The organism is Pseudomonas sp. NFX15 (assembly GCF_049132105.1).
Lineage (GTDB): Bacteria > Pseudomonadota > Gammaproteobacteria > Pseudomonadales > Pseudomonadaceae > Aquipseudomonas.
The window spans coordinates 123,406-144,033 of record NZ_JAFMPV010000012.1; the positions used below are offsets into that span (position 1 = coordinate 123,406).

The following is a 20,628-nucleotide window of genomic DNA, read 5'->3' on the forward strand; positions in this document are numbered from 1 at the left end:
GGCAAAAAAAGACCTGCGCGGGCGCAGGTCCTTGTGAAACGAGACGGCTGTCAGGTGCCGGACTTGATCTTGGTCCAGGCCCGGGTCCGTGCACGCTCGGCATCGCGCGGCAGCGGTTGCAGGGTGTAGAGCGTGCTCATTGCCGCATCGGTCGGGTACAGGTTGGGGTTGTGGCGGATCGCCGGGTCAACCAGTTCCGTGGCGTCCTTGTTCGGGTTCGGGTAGCCGACGAAGTCACTGACCGGTGCAATTACCTGCGGTTGCAGCAGGTAGTTGATGAACGTGTAGGCGTCCTCGGTGTTTTTCGCGCCCTTCGGAATCGCCAGCATGTCGAACCAGATTGGCGCGCCTTCTTTCGGCAAACGCATGTCGACGACCACGCCGTTCTTGGCTTCCTTGGCGCGGTTGGCGGCTTGCGAGAAGCTGCCGGAGTAACCGACCGCGACGCAGATGTCACCGTTGGCAATGTCGGCCATGTACTTGGACGAGTGGAAGTAGGTGATGTACGGGCGGATCTTCATCAGCAGCGCTTCAGCCTTGTCGTAGTCCGCAGGCTTCTTGCTGTTGGGATCGAGACCGAGGTGTTGCAGGGCCAGCGGCAGGATCTCCGACGGCGAGTCGAGCAGGGCGACGCCGCACTGCTTGAGCTTGCTGATGTTTTCTTCCTTGAAGATCAGGTCCCAGCTGTCCACCGGCGCATTGTCGCCGAGTATGGCCTTGACCTTGTCCGGGTTGAAACCGATCAGGATGGTGCCGTACATGTATGGCACGGCGAATTTGTTGCCCGGGTCGTTGGCCTCGATCAGCTTCATCAGCTTGGGATCGAGGTGGTTCCAGTTCGGCAACTTGCTGCGGTCCAGCGGTTGGAACACGCCGGCCTCGATCTGCTTGGCGAGGAACACGTTGGACGGCACCACCACGTCGTAGCCGGAGTTGCCGGTCAGGAGCTTGGCTTCCAGTGCTTCGTTGGTGTCGAAAATGTCGTAGACCAGTTTGGTCTGGGTGTTCTGCGCCTTGAAGTCTTCCAGGGCCTTGGGCGTGATGTAGTCGAACCAGTTGTAGACGCGCAGCGTGCGTTCTTCAGCGTGCACGGCACCGCTGAGCAGCGTGGCGCACAAGGCGGGCGCGATAAAGCGCTTGAGCGTGTTCATTCGTGTTTTCCTCACTGAGCGCTTTCGAAGCCTTCAAGCACGTTCACCGCGTTGATGCCGATTTCTTCCACGGCGTAGCCGCCTTCCATCACGAACAGCGTCGGTTTGCCGAGTGCCGCGATGCGCTTGCCCATGGCCAGGTAATCCGGGCTGTCGAGCTTGAATTGCGAGATCGGGTCGTCCTTGAAGGTGTCGACGCCCAGGGACACGACGATGATGTCGGCGCCATAGCTTTCGATCTCTTTGCAGGCCTGTTCCAGCGCCGCGCTCCAGGTGTCCCAGCCGCTGCCGGCAGGCAACGGATAATTGAAGTTGAAGCCTTCACCGGCGTCTTCGCCGAGTTCGTCTTCATAGCCGAGGAAGAACGGGAATTCCGCTTCCGGGTGGCCGTGGATCGAGGTGAACAGCACGTCGCTGCGCTCGTAGAAAATCGACTGGGTGCCGTTGCCATGGTGGTAATCGACGTCGAGGATCGCGACCTTCTTGTGGCCCTGGTCGAGGAATGCCTGGGCCGCGATGGCGGCGTTGTTGAGGTAGCAATAACCACCCATCAAGTCGCCAGCGGCGTGGTGTCCCGGTGGACGGCACAGGGCGAAGGCACTGTGGGCGCCGCGCTGGATGTGTGCTTGGGCGGTGAGGGCCACTTGCGCGGCGCTGTAGGCGGCTTGCCAGGTGCCGGCGGTGATCGGCGCGCCGCCGTCGAAGCTGTAGTAGCCGAGCTGGCCGTGCAGGCTGGTCGGTTTGACCTGGCGCAAGGTGCGGGCGGGCCAGGTGTAGGGCAGCAGGTCACCGTCGGTGTTGAATTCGGTCCAGCGTGCCCAGGCACCCTTGAAGAAGTCGAGGTAGTCGCGGCTGTGGATGCGCGCGATGGGCTCCAGGCCAAAGTCCTTTGGTGCTTCGACGGCGCCCAGGTTCTGGTTCTTCACCCGTTGCAAAACGTGGTCGGCGCGCGAAGGCATCTCGAAGCAGGGCTTGAGTTGCCCGTCGATGAGTTCGCAACGGCCGTGGTGCAGGTGGTGATCGTCCGAGTAGATCGTCAGCATTTGTTGTTCTCCGCAGGGCTGATTCGGTTGCCTCCAGTGTTGCGGTGCACGGCGAATCGGAGAACGGCAGGAAAGGCCAAAAGGGGATCGATATGGCCAAAACGTTTGACCGAAATTCGCCCCTACCCAATACACGGAACGCGCCGCTGTAGGCGCTGGCTTGCCAGCGAAGAGGCCAGTACATCGCAGCATTTCTGTTGGCAGACACACCGCTTTCGCCGGCAAGCCAGCTCCTACAGAGGTCGGTGTTGGGGGCGGAACTGGCTGGGTGCTACGCCGCTCCAGCGCACGAAGGCATGGCGGAAACTCGCGGTTTCGCTGAAGCCCAACGCCTCGGCGATCTGGTAGATCGGCAACTGGTCTTCACAGAGCATCTGCTTGGCCTGCTCGAAGCGCAGTTCGTCGAGCAGTTCCTGATAGCTGCAACCCATGTCCTTGAGGTGTCGGCGCAAGGTCCGCGCCGAGCAGTTCATCTGCTCGGCCAGGCCCTCCAGCCCCGGTGCGGCATTCAATTGCGCGCGCAGCAATTGGCGGATCCGCCCCAGCCACGCCTGGCGCCCGGTGAACTCGATGTTCTGCTTGCGGCAACGTTCGGCCATGGCTTGATGGGTGATGACATCCGCCAGCGGCAACGGCTGGTCGAGCCAGCGCTTGTCGAAGGCGAAGGCGTTGTTCAGCGCCCCGAAGTGCAAGGGACAGTTGAAGTGTTCGGCGTAGCTGGATTCGTAGTCGGGCGCGGCGTGTTCGAAGCGTGCACCGAGCAAAGGCAGGGAATGGCCGAGCAAGTCGTCGCAGGTGACTTTCAGCGACACCAGGCAGAACTCGGCGTTAAACGTTGCCATCGCGGGGCTCTCGCGGTAGTCGGCGGCGGCAAACCACACGCGCTCACCGTCGTCTTCCAAAGTCAGTTCGAACAGTGTTCCCAGCAGCGCCGGATAACGCATCGCCAGACGCAAAGCGTCACCGAAGGTGGCACTGGTGAGCAGGGCGTAACCGAGCATGCCGTAGCAGGAAACGTGCATCCGCCGACCCAGTTCCAGGCCGATGTCGCGCTTGAGCGCGACGGCGTTGGCGCACACCTGCATCTCTTGATTGGTGGTGATGTGCGTGTCGGCACGGTTCAGGTCCGCCGCACTGATGCCGCTGCCGGCCAGTAGCGCGTCGCTGGACAACCCTTCGGCCTTGAAGGTGTTGAGGATCAGCGAGACAGCGTTGAGGGTGGTGAGGTGGGAGTGGAGCATAAGGACTTCCAGCCTTGGGATGGCTGGAGTGCAGCAAGTTGCATGCCGGGCGGTGTCACTGTAGGAGCGAGCCTGCTCGCGATAGCGGTTGATCATTCAACATTTGCTTCGACTGAGCAGACGTCATCGCGAGCAGGCTCGCTCCTACAGGTTCGTGTTGCGTCAGCTCAGTTCGCCACACAGGTCGAGTTCGACCAGCCGCCGAACCTCTTGCGTGTCGAGCCCCGAACCCAGCAACGCGTGCAACTTGCCGAGCGCCGCCTCGCGGGTCATGCCGCCACCGGAAAGCATGCCGACACCACGCAAACGACTGCCGGCCTCGTACACATCCAGTTCCACACCGCCTTCATGGCACTGCGTCACAGCGACCACCACCACGCCGTTGTCCTGCGCACGGCCGAGGCTGGCGAGGAACTCGGGGTTGTCGCTCGGCCCGGTGCCGCTGCCGTAGCACTCCAGCACCATCCCCTGAATGCCGCTGTCGATCAGGCCATTCAGAACGCCTGCACTGATGCCCGGAAACAGCGGCAGCACCGCGACGTTCGCCAGATGTTTGGGCTGGTTGTAATTCAGTGGCGATGGTATCGACGACGCCTTTACGCCACCGCCCTGACGCTGCAGTCGCTTGAACGGATGTCGACCGAAACTGCGGACCTTGGCGCAACGGGTCGGGTCCAGCAGTTCGCCGTGGAAGTACAGGTGCACACCCGGCGCCAGGCCTTGACCCAGGGCAACCAGCGCACCGCCGAGGTTTTCCCAGGCGTCACTGTCGGCCACGCCGGCCGGCAACATCGAGCCGGTGAAACACACGCGGGCCTGCAAGCCAAGCAACTGGAAACTCATGGCGGCGGCGCTGTAGGCCAGGGTGTCGGTGCCATGTAGGATCAGCACGCTGTCGCAGCCCTGCACCTCCACCGCATCGACCACCGCTTCACGCAATTGCTGCCAGTACACCGGGGTCATGTTGGCGCTGTCGATCAGTGGCGACATCTCGCGAAAACGCCACGGCGGTACCACCAGGTCAGGCTGGCTGTACAGATACTCGCGCATCCGCGCTTCAAAACCGGACGCCGGGGCCAGGCCGTTGGCACTGGCCTGCATGCCGATGGTGCCGCCGGTGTAGAGCACCATGACGTGTTGGGCGGCGGGGAAAGAATTAGCAATCATCTGAACCTCTCCACAAGAGATGACAGGTAGGAGTGAGCCTGCTCGCGATAGTCCTTCCTTCAACGACAGATCGATATCGCGAGCAGGCTCACTCCTACAGCAATTGCCGCACTGTAACCGATCAGCGTTGCGCTGCGGTCACGCCTTGCGGCGCTGTTTGCACCGGCGCAGCGGCTGGCGGATTGGCCGGCCATGCCTGGCGATCCAGATCCAGGTCCGGGAACTTGCTCGAATCAAACACCGGGGTCTTGATTCCGGCGGCGCGCTGGTCATCGTAGTCACGCAGGATGCGCATGCCGACCTTGAACAACAGGAACAGCGCGATCAGGTTGACGAACGCGAGCAGGGTCATGGTGATGTCGGCGAAGGCGAACACGGTGCCGAGGTTCTCGATGGAGCCCCAGCAAATCAGCGCCAGCACCAGCGTGCGATAGCCCATCAGTGCCTTGCGGTTTTCCCCGATCAAGAAGCGCAGGTTGCTTTCGCCCAGGTAGTAGTTGTAGAGGATCGAGGTGAACACGAACAGCGCCAGGGCCACGGAGATGAAGATCCGGCCCCAGTCACCGACCACGGCCGCCAGCGAGTTCTGGGTCAGGGCAATGCCATCGCCTTCGAAGCCTGGGGTGTAGAAGCCCGACAGCAGGATCAGCAACGCAGTGCAGGTGCAGATCACGAAGGTGTCGAGGAACACGCTGAATGCCTGCACCACACCTTGCGCCACCGGGTGCTCGACCGACGCGACGGCCGCCACGTTCGGCGCACTGCCCAGGCCCGCTTCGTTAGCGAACACGCCACGTTTCACGCCCATGACGATAGCGCTGCCGATCAGGCCGCCAAAGGCCTGGTCCAGACCGAAGGCGCTCTTGACGATGGTCATCAGCATGCCCGGCACCTGGTCGAACTGCAGCACGATCACGTAGATCGTCACGCCGATGTACACCAGGGTTTTCACCGGCACCAGCAGGTCGGCGACCTTGGCGATGCGCTTGATCCCGCCGATGAAAACCAGGCCCAGCAGCACGGCCAGGCCGATGCCGGCGTACGTGGTATCGAGGCCGAAGGCGTTGTTCAGTGAGTGGGTCACGGCATGGGCTTGCAGGCCGTTGAAGGCAAAGCCGAAGGTCACCAGCAACAGGAACGCCATCACCATGCCCAACCAGCGCTTTTGCAGACCGTGCTGGATGTAATAGGACGGGCCGCCACGGAAGGTGCCGTCAGAATCGGTGCGTTTGTAGAGCTGGCCCAGGGAGCATTCGAAGAAGCTGCTGGACATGCCCACCAGCGCGGTCACCCACATCCAGAACACCGCACCCGGCCCACCGAGGGTCACGGCAATGCCGACGCCGGCGATGTTGCCCGCACCAACGCGGCCGGCGAGGCTGAGCATCAGGGCCTGGAACGAACTGAGCTGCCCGGCGCTGCTTTTGAGGCTGTCGCGGAACACCGCGAACATGTGGAAGAAGTGACGCAATTGAACGAAACGCGAGCGGATCGTGAAGTAGCTACCGAGCCCGACAATGAGCACGATCAGTACTTTCCCTGAGAGGAAGTCGTTAATGACTTCGAGCATGGAGTATTCCTCGCTGTTTTTTGTGTAGGCAAATGCTGGCCGGACTGACATATCGAGTTACACCGTTGTGCGCATGGCACAACAGGCGGTTCGAAGATCGTCCCGGTTTCATTTCGCGGGTTTGTTATTAGTTCGGGTTTCGCATGGGTTGTGGCCTCGCTACCGACGACCGCTCACGCGAAGAGGGGCGGCACTATACCGATGAGCATGCCGTTCGTCTGCACACAATTGGTGCGAGCTGGGGCGTTAGTAGGGCCTCTTCGCTGGCAAGCCAGCTCCTACAGGTATCGCATCGCTTTTGTAGGAGCTGGCTTGCCAGCGAAGGCATTGGTCCTGCCCACACCGAATCACAGACAAAAAAAGGGCCTGGAGAATGATCTCCAGGCCCTCAAAAGGTGAGAGGTGTCTAGTCCCTCGACCTGGTGAGCGGTGCTCGTCAACGCGTCGGGTCAGGCCTTCAGAGGCACCAGACGCGGAGCAATCATGTTTTCCGGGCGCAGGATGTCGGCGAGCATGGCTTCGTCGAGCAGACCTTCTTCGCGCACCAGTTCCAGCACGCCGCGGCCGCTTTCAAGGGCGAGGCCGGCAATGCGGGTAGCGTTCTTGTAGCCGATGTACGGGTTCAGCGCAGTCACCAGGCCAATCGAGTGCTCGACCAGTTCACGGCAGCGCGCTTCGTTGGCGGTGATGCCGACGATGCAGTGCTCGCGCAGCATGTCCATGGCGCGTTGCAGCAGGCGGATCGAGTCGAAGATCTTGAAGGCGATCAGCGGCTCCATCACGTTCAGTTGCAGTTGGCCGCCTTCGGCTGCCATGGTCAGCGCCAGGTCGTTACCGATCACCTGGAATGCCACCTGGTTAACGGCTTCCGGGATCACCGGGTTGACTTTGCCGGGCATGATCGAGCTGCCTGGCTGACGCGCTGGCAGGTTGATTTCGTTGATGCCGGTGCGTGGGCCGCTGGACAGCAGGCGCAGGTCGTTGCAAATCTTCGACAGCTTGACCGCGGTGCGCTTGAGCATGCCGGAGAACAGTACGAAGGCGCCCATGTCGGACGTCGCTTCGATCAGGTCGGCAGCCGGTACGAGCGGTTGACCGCTGATCAGTGCCAGACGCTGTACGGCCAGCGCTTGATAACGCGGGTCGGCGTTGATGCCGGTGCCGATCGCGGTGCCGCCCAGGTTCACTTCAGTCAGCAGTTCCGGGGCCAGCGTCTTCAGACGGGCCAGGTCTTCGCCCATGGTAGTGGCGAAGGCACGGAATTCTTGACCCAAGGTCATCGGTACAGCGTCTTGCAGCTGGGTACGGCCCATCTTCAGGACGTGATCGAATTCCTTGCCCTTGGCCGCGAACGCCTGGATCAGGCTGTCGAGACTGGCGAGCAGGGTGTCGTGACCGAGCAACAGACCCAGGCGGATCGCCGTTGGGTAGGCATCGTTGGTCGACTGCGCCATGTTCACGTCGTCGTTCGGGTGCAGGTACTGGTACTCGCCTTTCTGGTGACCCATTGCTTCCAGGGCAACGTTGGCGATCACTTCGTTGGCGTTCATGTTGGTGGAGGTGCCGGCGCCACCTTGAATCATGTCGACCACGAATTCTTCGTGGAAATCACCGCGGATCAATCGTGCACAGGCTTCGCTGATGGCAGCGTGCTTGGCTTCGCTCAGGTGACCCAGCTCACGGTTGGCGTCGGCAGCGGCCTGTTTGACCATGGCCAGACCGACAACCAGTTTCGGGTAGTGCGAAATCGGAACGCCCGAGAGGCGGAAGTTGTTCACCGCTCGCAGGGTCTGGATGCCGTAATACGCTTGTGCGGGTACTTCGAGTGCGCCAAGCAGGTCGTTTTCTGTGCGGAATGATGCAGCGGAGGACATGATAGAAATCATCTCAATATGGACCCGGTCTGTGCCGGAACGCTGCGAATGCTAGGCCTGTGCGGATTTTTGGGCCAATGCTGTTAAACACTAGGCTATGCATATTCGGCATAATGCCGGTGTGACGCCGACTTGACGGCGAGCGTGTGACCTAAATTGGTGCGTGTCCGGGAGGGCGTGATGAATCTGGAAAGCAAATGGCTGGAGGACTTTAGTGCCCTGGCCGCCACCCGCAGTTTTTCCCAGGCCGCCGAGCGGCGATTCGTGACGCAACCGGCCTTCAGCCGGCGCATTCGCAGCCTGGAAGCGGCGCTCGGGCTGACCCTGGTCAACCGCTCGCGCACGCCGGTGGAGCTGACCGCGGCGGGGCAATTGTTCCTGGTCACCGCACGTACCGTGGTCGAGCAACTGGGCGAAGTGCTGCGCCATTTGCATCACCTCGAAGGCGGGCAGGGCGAAGTGATGCAGGTCGCGGCCGCGCACTCGCTGGCGCTGGGTTTCTTCCCGCGCTGGATCGCGCAACTGCGCAACGAAGGCCTGAATATCGCCACGCGGCTGGTGGCGACCAACGTCGGCGACGCCGTGCATGCGCTGCGTGAAGGCGGTTGCGATCTGATGCTGGCGTTCTACGACCCCGACGCCGCGATGCAGATGGACCCGGAAATCTTTCCCTCGCTGCACCTGGGCCACACTGAAATGCTGCCGGTGTGTGCCGCCGACGCCGACGGCAAGCCGCTGTTCGATCTGGAGGGCGAAGGCAGCGTGCCGTTGCTGGCGTACAGCGCCGGGGCCTTTCTCGGTCGTTCGGTGAACATGCTGCTGCGCCAGCGGGCGCTGCGCTTCACCACCATTTACGAAACGGCCATGGCCGACAGCCTCAAAAGCATGGCCCTGGAAGGCCTGGGCATTGCCTGGGTACCGCAACTGAGCGTGCGCGCCGAACTGGCGCGCGGTGAGCTGGTGGTGTGCGGCGGCCCGCAATGGCATGTGCCGCTGGAGATTCGCTTGTACCGCTGTGCACTGGTGCGCAAGGCGAATGTGCGGTTGTTGTGGCGCAAACTGGAGGGCGGTGCAGCCCAAGGCACAACGGGCGCTTGAGACAGGCAAAAAACTGTGGGAGCGAGCCTGCTCGCGATGACGGACCGACATTCAACATCAAGGGAGACTGTCCCGACGCAATCGCGAGCAGGCTCGCTCCTACAGGGGAACTGTGGCGTGCCTGGTCTGACCTAAAAGTCAATAAAACCGGGGCTTTCAGTCATTTGACAGATGGTCGCAACAGGGGCTGTTTATCTTCTTTATTGAGGTATACTGCGCGGCCTTCGGTCGGTTACGTCCGACCATTATTCGTACAATCAAGCCACGCATATTGCGTGGCTTGTTGTTTTTTGACGCGCCTGCGGGCGCCCAGAGAGAAGAGGCACGACGATGAGTGCATTGGTTGGCGTGATCATGGGCTCCAAGTCCGATTGGTCCACCCTTAGCCACACCGCCGATATGCTGGAAAAGCTCGGCATTCCCTACGAGGTGAAGGTGGTCTCCGCCCACCGCACCCCGGACCTGCTGTTCCAGTACGCTGAAGAAGCCGAGGCGCGTGGCATCGAGGTGATCATCGCCGGTGCCGGTGGCGCGGCCCACTTGCCAGGCATGTGTGCGGCCAAGACCCACCTGCCGGTGCTGGGCGTGCCAGTGCAGTCCGCCATGCTGTCGGGCGTCGACTCGCTGCTCTCTATTGTGCAGATGCCAGCCGGCATTCCGGTGGCCACCCTGGCCATCGGCAAGGCGGGCGCGATCAACGCCGCGCTGCTGTCGGCGAGCATCCTGGGCGCCAAGCATCCACAGTTCCACGACGTGTTGAAAACGTTCCGTGCTGAGCAGACAGACAGCGTCCTGGACAATCCAGACCCACGCATCGCCTGAGGTTGTTGACGATGAAGATCGGTGTAATCGGTGGCGGCCAGTTGGGTCGCATGTTGGCGCTGGCGGGCACTCCGCTGGGCATGAACTTCGCTTTCCTGGACCCGGCGCCGGATGCTTGCGCAGCCGCGTTGGGCGAACACCTGCGGGCCGATTACGGCGATCAGGATCACCTGCGCCAACTGGCCGATGAAGTCGATCTGGTGACCTTCGAGTTCGAAAGCGTGCCGGCGGAAACCGTCGCGTTCCTCTCGCAATTCGTGCCGGTCTACCCCAGCGCCGAAGCCCTGCGCATCGCCCGCGATCGTTGGTTCGAGAAAAGCATGTTCAAGGACCTGGGGATTCCGACCCCGGCGTTCGCCGACATCCAGTCCCAGGCTGACCTGGACATCGCCGTGGCCGCCATCGGCCTGCCGGCGGTGCTGAAAACCCGTACGCTGGGTTACGACGGCAAGGGCCAGAAGGTCCTGCGCACCCCTGAAGACGTGGTGGACACCTTTGCCGAGTTGGGCAGCGTGGCCTGCCTGCTGGAAGGTTTCGTGCCGTTCACCGGCGAGGTCTCGCTGATCGCTGTACGTGCCCGCGACGGTGAAACCCGTTTCTATCCGCTGGTGCACAACACCCACGACAGCGGCATCCTCAAGCTGTCCGTGGCCAGTACCGATCACCCGCTGCAAGCGCTCGCCGAAGACTACTCCAGTCGTGTGCTCAAGCAGCTGGATTACGTCGGCGTGATGGCATTCGAGTTCTTTGAAGTCGACGGTGGCCTCAAGGCCAACGAAATTGCCCCGCGTGTGCATAACTCCGGGCACTGGACCACCGAAGGCGCCGAGTGCAGCCAGTTCGAAAACCACCTGCGGGCCGTCGCCGGTCTGCCGTTGGGTTCGACGGCCAAGGTCGGCGAGAGCGCCATGCTCAACTTCATCGGCAAGGTGCCGGACGCCGACAAGGTATTGGCCATCGCCGATTGCCATCTGCACCACTACGGCAAGGCGTTCAAGGCCGGCCGCAAGGTCGGTCACGCCAACTTGCGTTGCGCCGATCGCGAAACGCTGACCGCGCAGATCCTCAAGGTCGAGGCACTGATCGCCGAATAGTTTCATGTGGCAGCGGCGGAACCTTCAGGTTGCGCCGTTCTCTCATGGCAGGATGCCAAAGTCTGACTAGGCTTTCGCATAGCCACTTCATTCAGAGGGAAATGCCATGGGAATCATCGGAACCATCTTTATCGGCTTGATCGTCGGCCTGCTGGCGCGGTTCCTGAAACCGGGCGATGACAGCATGGGCTGGATCATGACCATCCTGCTCGGTATCGGCGGTTCGCTGGCGGCCACTTACGGCGGCCAGGCTCTGGGCATCTATCAGGCTGGCCAGGGCGCAGGCTTCATCGGTGCGCTGGTGGGCGCGGTGATCCTGCTGGTGATCTACGGCCTGGTCAAAAAGAACTGAAGCCAGCGACAAAGTCCTCTCGGCTGCGTGTGCCGGGAGGGCTAGAATGCTCGGCGTTTCCTGATCCTTCCTATACCGAGCACTTACATGCGCCGTATTTTGCTGACTTTTCTTTTATTGGGTGCGGGCCTCGCCCATGCCGGCGAACTGCCGGAAACCGACTGGCTCGAACTGATGCCCAAGTCGGACCAGAAAGCCCTCGAGGCCATGCCCGAAATCGACCACAACTCCCCGGAGGCCAATGGCACTTTTACTGACAAGGGTGGCATGAAGCAGGCCAAAGGCTTGCCGGCCGTGATGTACTCGACCAAGACCGTGGCGGCGATGAATGACAAGGACATCCGCATCGGCGGTTATCCGGTGCCGCTGGAGTCCGACGCCAAGGGCCGCAGCACCTTGTTCTTCCTGGTGCCGTACCCGGGCGCCTGTATCCACGTGCCGCCGCCACCGCCTAACCAACTGGTGCTGGTGCGCTATCCCAAGGGCCTGAAGCTCAACGATATCTACACACCGTTGTGGGTGACCGGCACGCTGAAGGTCGAGAAGGTCAGCAATGACCTGGCCGATGCAGCGTATGCGCTGGATGCGCAGAAGGTCAGGGTCGTCAAAGAATCCGACTTGTAATGATTCAAATGTAGGAGCGGGCTTGCCCGCGAAGGGGCCATAACATTCAACATTCTTGTTGTCTGTTACGCCGCCTTCGCGGGCAAGCCCGCTCCTACAAAGATGATGGTGTTAGAGCGGTGCGCTACCGACGCTGACGGCCATCGTGTGGCTGGCACCCGATGCAAGATGCACCACATCGTCCATCACGTTCGCGGTCTCGATGCACAGCATGCGCTGCCAGCCATCATCGGCCATGTCGCTGAATGCGGCGGCACGGTCGATCCACGGGTTCCAGATCACTGCCGTGCGCGAGCCGGTGCTGGTCAGCACGATGCGCCGCTCCCAGGCCGGATCGACGATGCTCAATTGTGACGGGGCATCGAGGTAGATGCGGTCGGTCTCGCCGGTAAAGTGCAGATCACCGGACTGCTGCCTGGTTGTCCAGTCTTCCAGGGTTTCGATGTAGCTCAAGCCATCCACGCCTTCGACGTGCACATTGCGCACGTCGCTGACGGCAAAGTAACTGTGCAACGCCTGGCTGATGCTGACGGTGTCTGCGCCACGGTTGTGGCTGGTCAACTGGATATGCAGTTGCTCGTCGAGGCGAATGGTCAGGGTCAAATCGACCTGGTGTGGCCAGCCAGCAAAGCCGCCTTCGGGGTAGGGCAGCAGGAACGCGACCTTGACGCTTTCGCCTTCGGTCTCGATGCCGCCCAGTTCCCAATCCATCGCCCGCACGAAACCGTGAGCCGCCGGCGCTTGATCGCTGACCCGCATCGCCTTGACGCTTTGCGGGTTGCGCTCGAAGACGCCGAACCACGGCCAGCACACCGGCACACCGGCCCGAATGCTCTTGCCGGTCTTGAACACGGCTTCGTCATTGAGCCAGATCAGTGGCGGTTGGCCGGCCAATTGATAGCTGAGGATGTGCGCGCCTTGCTGGGCCACCAGTAATTCGGCCTGACCGTGGCGGATGCGCCAGCAATTCAGTTCATCCAGTTTGACGGCTTCAACAGTGGGCGTGCTCATGGGACAGCTCTCAATCAATAACGTGGACGACTATCGACCGCAAAACGGCTGCGAGGTTTAACGGGCGCGGGGCGGAACCGAACGGGTGCGGCCGCTGCCGTCTATGGCCACGAACACAAACACCGCTTCGGTCACTTTACGCCACTCGCTGGACAGTGGATCGTCGCTCCAGACCTCGACCATCATCTTGATCGAGCTGCGACCGATTTCCAGGGCCTGGGTATAAAAGGAGAGCTGGGCGCCCACGGCCACCGGCACCAGAAACGCCATGCGGTCGATCGCAACGGTAGCCACGCGGCCGCCGGCGACCTTGCTGGCCATCGCGGTGCCTGCCAAGTCCATCTGCGCCACCAGCCAGCCGCCGAAAATATCGCCAAAGCCGTTGGTTTCGCGTGGGAGCGCGGTGATTTGCAGGGCCAGGTCGCCTTGCGGGATCGGATCTTCTTGTTCGAGCTCTATCATGCCGGGGGTGCCTCTGACCCGTGACTCTTCGTTGGTAGTGCGGGTGGTAGCCGTCTTCGGGAAAAACGATTCAGCACCGAACATACTACGTTCGTCACGTTTTCCATAAGGCGCCTAAAGGGAAACTCTGCGAAATCGCCTATGAACCTGACAGGCGTTTTCGCACAGCAACCCTCAAAAACCGGAGCAAGGCTGCGAGTATATCGGTCGGTAGACTCCGCGACGACCGTCCGGTTCTCATTTTGACTGTCAAAAGCGCGCCTCTATGTGCTTTTTCGAACAATTTGCTATGGTGCCGGACCTGCCCAAACCTCCGCCTGCGTTGTTGAGGTTGCAGATCCGACTATAAGAGAAGCCCCCGACATGACCACAGCGCCCTCGAGCATCGCGCAGCCAGACCAACCCGCACGTCCGCTGACCCGCAACGATTACAAGACCCTGTCGCTGTCTGCCCTGGGCGGCGCGCTGGAATTCTACGATTTCATCATCTTCGTGTTCTTTGCCACAGTGGTGGGGAAACTGTTCTTCCCGGCCGACATGCCCGAATGGCTACGCCTGATGCAGACCTTCGGCATTTTCGCCGCCGGCTACCTAGCACGGCCGCTGGGCGGCATCGTAATGGCGCACTTCGGCGACCTGCTGGGCCGCAAGAAAATGTTCACCCTGAGCATCTTCATGATGGCCGTGCCGACCCTGATCATGGGCCTGCTGCCGACGTACGCGCAGATCGGCATGTGGGCTCCAATCCTGTTGCTGCTGATGCGGGTGATCCAGGGCGCGGCCATTGGTGGTGAAGTGCCGGGGGCATGGGTTTTCGTTTCCGAGCACGTGCCGCAACGGCATGTCGGCTACGCCTGCGGCACCCTGACCAGCGGCCTGACGGCGGGCATCCTGCTCGGTTCGCTGGTCGCCACGGCAATCAACAGCCTCTATACGCCTTCGCAAGTGGCGGATTACGCCTGGCGGATCCCGTTCCTGCTCGGTGGCGTGTTTGGCCTGTTCTCGGTCTACCTGCGCCGCTGGTTGCACGAAACCCCGGTGTTCGCCGAGCTGCAACAGCGCAAGGCCCTGGCCGAAGAAGTGCCGCTGCGTGCGGTGCTGCGTGACCATCGCGGTGCGATTGCCATTTCGATGCTGCTGACCTGGCTGCTGTCGGCCGCCATCGTGGTGTTGATCCTGATGACCCCGACCGTGTTGCAGACGGTCTATCACTTCTCGGCCACTACTTCGCTGCAGGCCAACAGCCTGGCAATCGTGTTCCTGAGTTTTGGTTGCATCATGGCCGGCGCACTGGCCGATCGTTTCGGTGCCGGGCGCGTCTTCGTGATTGGCTGCACGGCATTGCTGGCCAGTTCCTGGACTTTCTACCACAGCCTCGCCGATCACCCGGACTGGCTATTCCCGCTGTATGCCCTGACCGGTCTGCTGGTCGGCACCATCGGCGCGGTGCCGTACGTCATGGTCAAGGCCTTCCCGCCCGTGGTGCGCTTCAGCGGCTTGTCGTTCTCCTACAACGTGGCCTACGCGATTTTCGGCGGCTTGACACCGATGATCGTCAGCCTGTTGCTCAAGGAAAGTGCCATGGGGCCTGCTTATTATGTGGCGGTGCTGTGTGGAGTCGGGATTGTGGTGGGGGCTTATCTCTGGAAAAAGGGGCGTTAGTCTCGACTTTTTATTGTCTGTGTTGGCCCAATCGCGAGCAGGCTCGCTCCTACAGTTGACTGCATTTCAAATTGTGGGAGCGAGTCTGCTCGCGATTGAGGGCCCACGAATCATCCTGCAAAACCTCGGATACTGGCCTTTCATCCAATTGTCATATTTCAGCCATAGAGTGTTCACACGGCCTGCTGATACTTGGCCCCGACTTAACACACCCTATCTGCTAGGAGTAAGGCATGAAACTGAAGCGTTTGATGGCGGCAATGACTTTTGTCGCTGCTGGCGTTGCAACTGCCAACGCGGTCGCCGCTGTTGACCCGTCGATCCCGAGCTACACCAAGACCACTGGTGTGTCGGGCAACCTGTCCAGCGTTGGTTCCGACACCCTGGCCAACCTCATGACCCTGTGGGCTGAGAACTACAAGAAAGAATACCCGAACGTAAACATCCAGATTCAGGCCGCTGGCTCCGCCACCGCGCCACCTGCGCTGACTGAAGGCACCTCGAACCTGGGCCCGATGAGCCGCAAGATGAAGGACACCGAACTGGCTGCCTTCGAGCAGAAGTACGGCTACAAGCCAACTGCTATCCCGGTTGCCGTGGATGCCCTGGCGGTATTCGTGCACAAGGACAACCCGATCCAGCACCTGACCATGGAACAAGTTGACGCGATCTTCTCGTCCACTCGTCTGTGCGGCGCTAAAACCGAAGTCAAGACTTGGGGCGACCTGGGCGTGACCGGCGACCTGGCCAACAAGCCGGTTCAACTGTTCGGTCGTAACTCGGTATCCGGCACCTACGGCTACTTCAAAGAAGAAGCCCTGTGCAAAGGCGACTACAAGCCAAACGTGAACGAACAACCAGGTTCGGCTTCGGTTGTTCAGTCGATCAGCTCCTCGCTGAACGGCATCGGCTACTCGGGTATCGGCTACAAGACCGCTAGCGTGAAAACCGTTGCCCTGTCGAAGAAAGGCAGCACCGAGTTCATCGAAGACAGCGAAGAGAACGCCCTGAACGGCAAGTACCCACTGTCGCGCTTCCTGTACGTTTACGTGAACAAAGCCCCGAACAAGCCTCTGGCCCCGCTGGAAGCCGAGTTCGTGAAACTGGTTCTGTCCAAACAGGGCCAGGAAGTTGTGGTGAAAGACGGCTACATCCCACTGCCAGCCAAAGTCGCAGCCAAAGCACTGGCTGACCTGGGTCTGTCGGAAGGTGGCGCTGAAGTCGCAAAAAAGTAACAAATTGAGTCTAGGGTGAACCCTCTGGACTCCCGATGGGGGCGGCAAGCGCCGCCCCCATTCACTTCTACTCCTCTATCCACTGCTGGCGACTGCTAGCGGCGGATTTGCTGCGTCACTGTGCTGTCATCTTTCTGTCATACAGGATCGCTAGGGTGTGCGAATGAATGATCTGGCCAATTCCAACATGACTACTAATCCCCCCAAACGCATTGATTTCAATACGCCTGAGTTGCAACGCAAGCGCCGCATTCGTGCGCTTAAAGATCGCCTGACCCGCTGGTACGTCCTCATTGGCGGCCTTGCTGTACTGGGTGCGATCACCTTGATCTTCTTTTTCCTTGCCTACGTCGTCGCTCCCCTGTTCCAGGGTGCCAGCCTGACTGCCAAGGAATCCATCACGCCCGCCTGGATGCAAGACGCCGGCAAACCCCTGATGATCTCCCTGGAAGAACAAAACCAGGTCGCCATGCGGGTTTCCGATAAAGGCCAGGCCTTGTTCTTCGATATCGACAGTGGCGCTGAACTCAAGCGCGTCGATTTGCCGATCCCGGCCGGCACCACCGTGACCTCCATTGCTGAAGACCAGCCAGGTCACCCGCTGGTGGCCGTGGGCCTGTCCAGCGGCCAGGCACTGGTTTTCCGTCACACCTATAAGGTCAGCTACCCGCAAGGCAAGAAAACCATTACCCCGGCCGTCGAGTACCCGTATGGCGAAGCGCCAATCGCAGTCAACGAAGCCGGCGGTGCGCTGGAGCACGTGAGCCTCAACGCCAACGATTCGACCTTGATGCTGGTCGGCTCCACCGGTTCGCAACTCAATGTGCTGTCGCTGACCAGCGAAGAGAACATGATGACCGGCGAAGTCACCAACGAGCAGAAGCGCATTGAGCTGCCGCAGATGACCGAGCCGGTGAAGAACATCTTCGTCGACCCGCGTCAGCAGTGGTTGTACGTGATCAACGGGCGTGCCCAGGCCGACGTGTTCAGCCTGCGCGACAAGAGCCTCAACGGTCGCTACAAACTGCTGGAAGACGGTGAAGCGCAAGTCACCGCCAGCACCCAGCTGGTGGGCGGCATTTCGTTGATCATCGGTGACTCCAGAGGTGGCCTGGCCCAGTGGTTCATGGCCCGTGACACGGATGGCGAACAGCGCCTGAAGCAAATCCGTACCTTCCAGATGGGCACCACGCCGATCGTTGAAATCACTGCTGAAGAGCGCCGCAAGGGCTTTTTGGCCCTCGACGCTTCCGGCAAGCTCGGCGTGTTCCACAGCACCGCGCACCGCACCTTGCTGGTGCAGCCGGTCGCCGAAGGCCAGGGCATTTTCGGCCTGTCGCCTCGCGCCAACCGCGTAATTGTGGAAGCCGGCGGCAAGCTGGAACCGCTGCTGCTCGACAATCCGCACCCGGAAGTCTCGTGGAGCGCGCTGTGGAGCAAGGTCTGGTACGAGAACTACGACGAGCCTAAATATGTCTGGCAATCGACCGCCGCCAATACTGATTTTGAACCCAAGCTGAGCTTGTCGCCGCTGACCTTCGGTACCCTCAAAGCCGCGTTCTACGCCATGTTGCTGGCCGCACCACTGGCCGTTGCCGCTGCAATCTACACCGCGTACTTCATGGCCCCGGGCATGCGCCGCAAGGTCAAGCCGGTGATCGAACTGATGGAAGCGATGCCGACGGTGATCCTCGGTTTCTTCGCCGGTCTGTTCCTCGCACCGTATGTAGAAGGGCATTTGCCCGGCATCTTCAGCCTGCTGATGTTGCTGCCGATTGGCATCCTGGTCGCCGGTTTCATCTTCAGTCGCCTGCCTGAGTCGATCCGCCTGAAAGTGCCGGACGGCTGGGAGTCGGCCATCCTGATCCCGGTGATCCTGTTCGTGGGCTGGCTGTCGCTGTACATGAGCCCGTTCATGGAGAACTGGTTCTTCGGCGGCGACATGCGCATGTGGATCTCCCACGACCTGGGCATCACCTACGACCAGCGCAACGCACTGGTGGTCGGCCTGGCCATGGGCTTCGCGGTCATCCCGAACATCTACTCGATCGCCGAAGACGCCGTGTTCAGCGTGCCTCGCGGCCTGACCCTGGGCTCCCTGGCCCTCGGTGCCACGCCGTGGCAGACCATGACCCGCGTGGTGATCCTCACCGCGAGCCCGGGCATTTTCTCGGCGCTGATGATCGGCATGGGCCGTGCGGTCGGTGAAACCATGATCGTGTTGATGGCCACCGGTAATACCCCGGTCATGGAAATGAACCTGTTCGAAGGCCTGCGCACCCTGGCGGCCAACGTTGCGGTGGAAATGCCCGAATCGGAAGTCGGCGGCAGCCACTACCGCGTGCTGTTCCTCTCGGCGCTGGTGCTGCTGCTGTTCACCTTCGTCATGAACACCCTCGCAGAACTGATTCGTCAGCGTCTGCGCAAGAAATACTCGTCGCTTTAAGAAAGGTAGAAGTCTGTGAAACAGAACTCCCTGAATGGATGGTTCAAGAGCGGCGCCCCCGGCGTCTGGATCAGCGGTGGCGCGGTGTCCATCGCGGTCATCATGACCATTGGCCTGCTGGCCGTGATTGCCGTGCGCGGCCTGGGTCACTTCTGGCCGGCGGACCTGATCCACGCCAACTACGACGTACCGGGCCAGGCCAATCACCTGGTCATCGGCGAAGTGGTACAGAAGGAAGAAGTGCCCCGTGCCCGTCTGAAAACCGCCGGCTTGCCGGTGCCGGACCAAGGTCCGGAGTTCATGACCCGCGAGCTGATCAAAGTCGGCAACCGTGACCTGAACGGAAACGACTTCACCTGGATTGTCGGCGAGTGGCTGACCAACCAGACCACGCCGCCAGAGTTGATGGCGATCGAACGTCGCGAGTGGGGCAACTTCTACGGTTACCTGGTCAACGTCAAGGAAGGCGGCAAGGTCATCGCTGAAGGCGAAGCCGCCTGGCCGGAACTGCAGGCCCGTGTCGAGCGCGTGAACAAGCTGGCTGCGCAGCTCAAGAGCCTGGAAAAAACCGACATCGGCGCGATCAACGCCGGTCTCGAACGCATCCGCTTGCACGGTCGCAAACTGGAGCTGGAAGGCAAGCTCGACGCCACCGCGCAAGCGGACCTGGAGTCCGAGCGTGCCGAGCTCAACGCTCGCTATCAGGACATCGAAGCACGCCTGAGCGATTTGCATGCGCAGTTCAACCGCGACAGCCTGACCGCCCGCGATGCGAACGGTAAGGAAATCGAGATCGGCATCGGCAAAGTGGTTCACGCCTACCAGCCGAACGCCATGAGCACCCTGACCAAGGTCGGTTTTTACTTCGGCAAGGTCTGGGAGTTCCTGAGCGACGACCCGCGTGAAGCGAACACCGAAGGCGGGATTTTCCCGGCGATCTTCGGCACCGTGATGATGACCCTGATCATGGCGATGATCGTGACCCCGTTCGGCGTGTTGGCCGCGGTGTACCTGCGTGAATACGCCAAGCAGAACGCGCTGACCCGAATCATCCGCATCGCGGTGAACAACCTGGCGGGCGTTCCGGCCATCGTTTACGGCGTATTCGGCCTGGGTTTCTTCGTCTACGTGCTGGGTGGATCGCTCGACCGTTTGTTCTTCCCCGAAGCACTGCCGGCGCCGACCTTCGGTACGCCGGGTCTGCTCTGGGCCTCGTTGACCCTGGCGCTGCTGGCGGTGCCGGTGGTGATCGTGGCCACTGAAGAAGGCCTGGCGCGGATTCCCCGCACCGTGCGTGAAGGCTCGTTGGCCCTCGGTGCGACCAAGGCTGAAACCTTGTGGAAGATCGTGCTGCCCATGGCCAGCCCGGCGATGATGACCGGCATGATCCTCGCCGTGGCCCGCGCCGCCGGTGAAGTGGCGCCGCTGATGCTGGTGGGCGTGGTGAAACTGGCGCCGTCGCTGCCGGTGGACGGTAACTACCCGTACCTGCACCTGGACCAGAAGATCATGCACCTGGGCTTCCACATCTATGACGTCGGCTTCCAGAGCCCGAACGTCGAAGCTGCACGGCCGTTGGTATACGCCACGGCGCTGCTGCTGGTGCTGGTGATCGCGACATTGAACCTGTCGGCGGTGTGGATTCGAAACCACCTGCGCGAGAAGTACAAAGCGCTGGATAGCTGATTGAGGTCGGCACGCCCCCCCTGTAGGAGCTGGCTTGCCAGCGAAGCCTCTGGCGTCAGTGAGTACGCCTTCGCTGGCAAGCCAGCTCCT

At 61.2% G+C, this 20,628-nt stretch carries 17 protein-coding genes; 9 read left to right on the forward strand and 8 right to left on the reverse strand.

Annotated elements, in window-relative coordinates; all coding sequences use genetic code 11:
* Positions 1-50: 50 nt before the first annotated feature.
* The 6 genes from J1D76_RS15140 to J1D76_RS15165 form a co-directional block, all read right to left on the reverse strand.
* Entirely contained in the window at positions 51-1,151 is a 1,101-nt protein-coding gene (locus tag J1D76_RS15140) for a polyamine ABC transporter substrate-binding protein (protein ID WP_421139072.1), read from the reverse strand.
* Between the two features lie 11 nt (positions 1,152-1,162).
* Positions 1,163-2,194 (reverse strand): histone deacetylase family protein, encoded by a 1,032-nt coding sequence (locus J1D76_RS15145; RefSeq protein ID WP_421139073.1) that lies wholly within the window; start codon positions 2,192-2,194, stop codon positions 1,163-1,165.
* 233 nt (positions 2,195-2,427) lie between these two features.
* Entirely contained in the window at positions 2,428-3,435 is a 1,008-nt protein-coding gene (locus J1D76_RS15150) for an AraC family transcriptional regulator (RefSeq protein WP_421139074.1), read from the reverse strand.
* 162 nt (positions 3,436-3,597) lie between these two features.
* The gene (locus J1D76_RS15155) at positions 3,598-4,602 is read right to left on the reverse strand and encodes an asparaginase (RefSeq protein WP_421139075.1); all 1,005 of its coding nucleotides are present in this window, start codon (positions 4,600-4,602) and stop codon (positions 3,598-3,600) included.
* Between the two features lie 121 nt (positions 4,603-4,723).
* The gene (locus tag J1D76_RS15160; RefSeq protein ID WP_421139076.1) at positions 4,724-6,172 is read right to left on the reverse strand and encodes an alanine/glycine:cation symporter family protein; all 1,449 of its coding nucleotides are present in this window, start codon (positions 6,170-6,172) and stop codon (positions 4,724-4,726) included.
* Positions 6,173-6,621: 449 nt separating this feature from the next.
* Entirely contained in the window at positions 6,622-8,046 is a 1,425-nt protein-coding gene (locus tag J1D76_RS15165; RefSeq protein WP_034152112.1) for an aspartate ammonia-lyase, read from the reverse strand.
* Positions 8,047-8,226: 180 nt separating this feature from the next.
* Here J1D76_RS15165 and J1D76_RS15170 point away from each other — a divergent pair, with 180 nt between their 5' ends.
* From J1D76_RS15170 to J1D76_RS15190, 5 genes are all read left to right on the forward strand, one after another.
* Positions 8,227-9,144 carry a LysR substrate-binding domain-containing protein gene (locus J1D76_RS15170; protein ID WP_421139077.1) on the forward strand — a complete coding sequence of 306 codons (918 nt, stop codon included), beginning with the start codon at positions 8,227-8,229 and terminating at the stop codon, positions 9,142-9,144.
* Between the two features lie 330 nt (positions 9,145-9,474).
* Positions 9,475-9,966, forward strand: a complete 492-nt coding sequence (gene purE / locus J1D76_RS15175) for a 5-(carboxyamino)imidazole ribonucleotide mutase (RefSeq protein ID WP_007942709.1) — start codon at positions 9,475-9,477, stop codon at positions 9,964-9,966.
* An 11-nt stretch (positions 9,967-9,977) separates the two neighbouring features.
* Entirely contained in the window at positions 9,978-11,060 is a 1,083-nt protein-coding gene (locus tag J1D76_RS15180; RefSeq protein ID WP_421139078.1) for a 5-(carboxyamino)imidazole ribonucleotide synthase, read from the forward strand.
* Between the two features lie 106 nt (positions 11,061-11,166).
* Positions 11,167-11,412, forward strand: coding sequence for a GlsB/YeaQ/YmgE family stress response membrane protein (locus J1D76_RS15185; RefSeq protein WP_008018299.1), 246 nt, complete (start codon positions 11,167-11,169; stop codon positions 11,410-11,412).
* A gap of 87 nt (positions 11,413-11,499) precedes the next feature.
* On the forward strand, positions 11,500-12,036 hold the full coding sequence (locus J1D76_RS15190; RefSeq protein WP_421139079.1) for a DUF3299 domain-containing protein: 537 nt from the start codon (positions 11,500-11,502) through the stop codon (positions 12,034-12,036).
* A gap of 111 nt (positions 12,037-12,147) precedes the next feature.
* Here the strand turns inward: J1D76_RS15190 and J1D76_RS15195 are convergent, their stop codons facing one another.
* Together J1D76_RS15195 and J1D76_RS15200 are read right to left on the reverse strand one after the other, a co-directional pair.
* Positions 12,148-13,047, reverse strand: coding sequence for a D-hexose-6-phosphate mutarotase (locus tag J1D76_RS15195; protein WP_421139080.1), 900 nt, complete (start codon positions 13,045-13,047; stop codon positions 12,148-12,150).
* A gap of 57 nt (positions 13,048-13,104) precedes the next feature.
* Entirely contained in the window at positions 13,105-13,509 is a 405-nt protein-coding gene (locus tag J1D76_RS15200; protein ID WP_007942704.1) for an acyl-CoA thioesterase, read from the reverse strand.
* A 363-nt stretch (positions 13,510-13,872) separates the two neighbouring features.
* Between J1D76_RS15200 and J1D76_RS15205 the strand changes: the two genes are divergently transcribed.
* From J1D76_RS15205 to pstA, 4 genes are all read left to right on the forward strand, one after another.
* Positions 13,873-15,171: an MFS transporter gene (locus tag J1D76_RS15205; protein WP_421139081.1), complete on the forward strand. Its 1,299-nt coding sequence runs from the start codon at positions 13,873-13,875 to the stop codon at positions 15,169-15,171.
* 233 nt (positions 15,172-15,404) lie between these two features.
* Positions 15,405-16,406, forward strand: a complete 1,002-nt coding sequence (locus J1D76_RS15210; RefSeq protein WP_421139082.1) for a phosphate ABC transporter substrate-binding protein PstS — start codon at positions 15,405-15,407, stop codon at positions 16,404-16,406.
* A 412-nt stretch (positions 16,407-16,818) separates the two neighbouring features.
* The gene (locus tag J1D76_RS15215; RefSeq protein WP_421139106.1) at positions 16,819-18,852 is read left to right on the forward strand and encodes an ABC transporter permease subunit; all 2,034 of its coding nucleotides are present in this window, start codon (positions 16,819-16,821) and stop codon (positions 18,850-18,852) included.
* A gap of 15 nt (positions 18,853-18,867) precedes the next feature.
* Complete coding sequence (gene pstA / locus J1D76_RS15220) at positions 18,868-20,538, forward strand: phosphate ABC transporter permease PstA (RefSeq protein ID WP_421139083.1); 1,671 nt, start codon at positions 18,868-18,870, stop codon at positions 20,536-20,538.
* Positions 20,539-20,628: the final 90 nt, after the last annotated feature.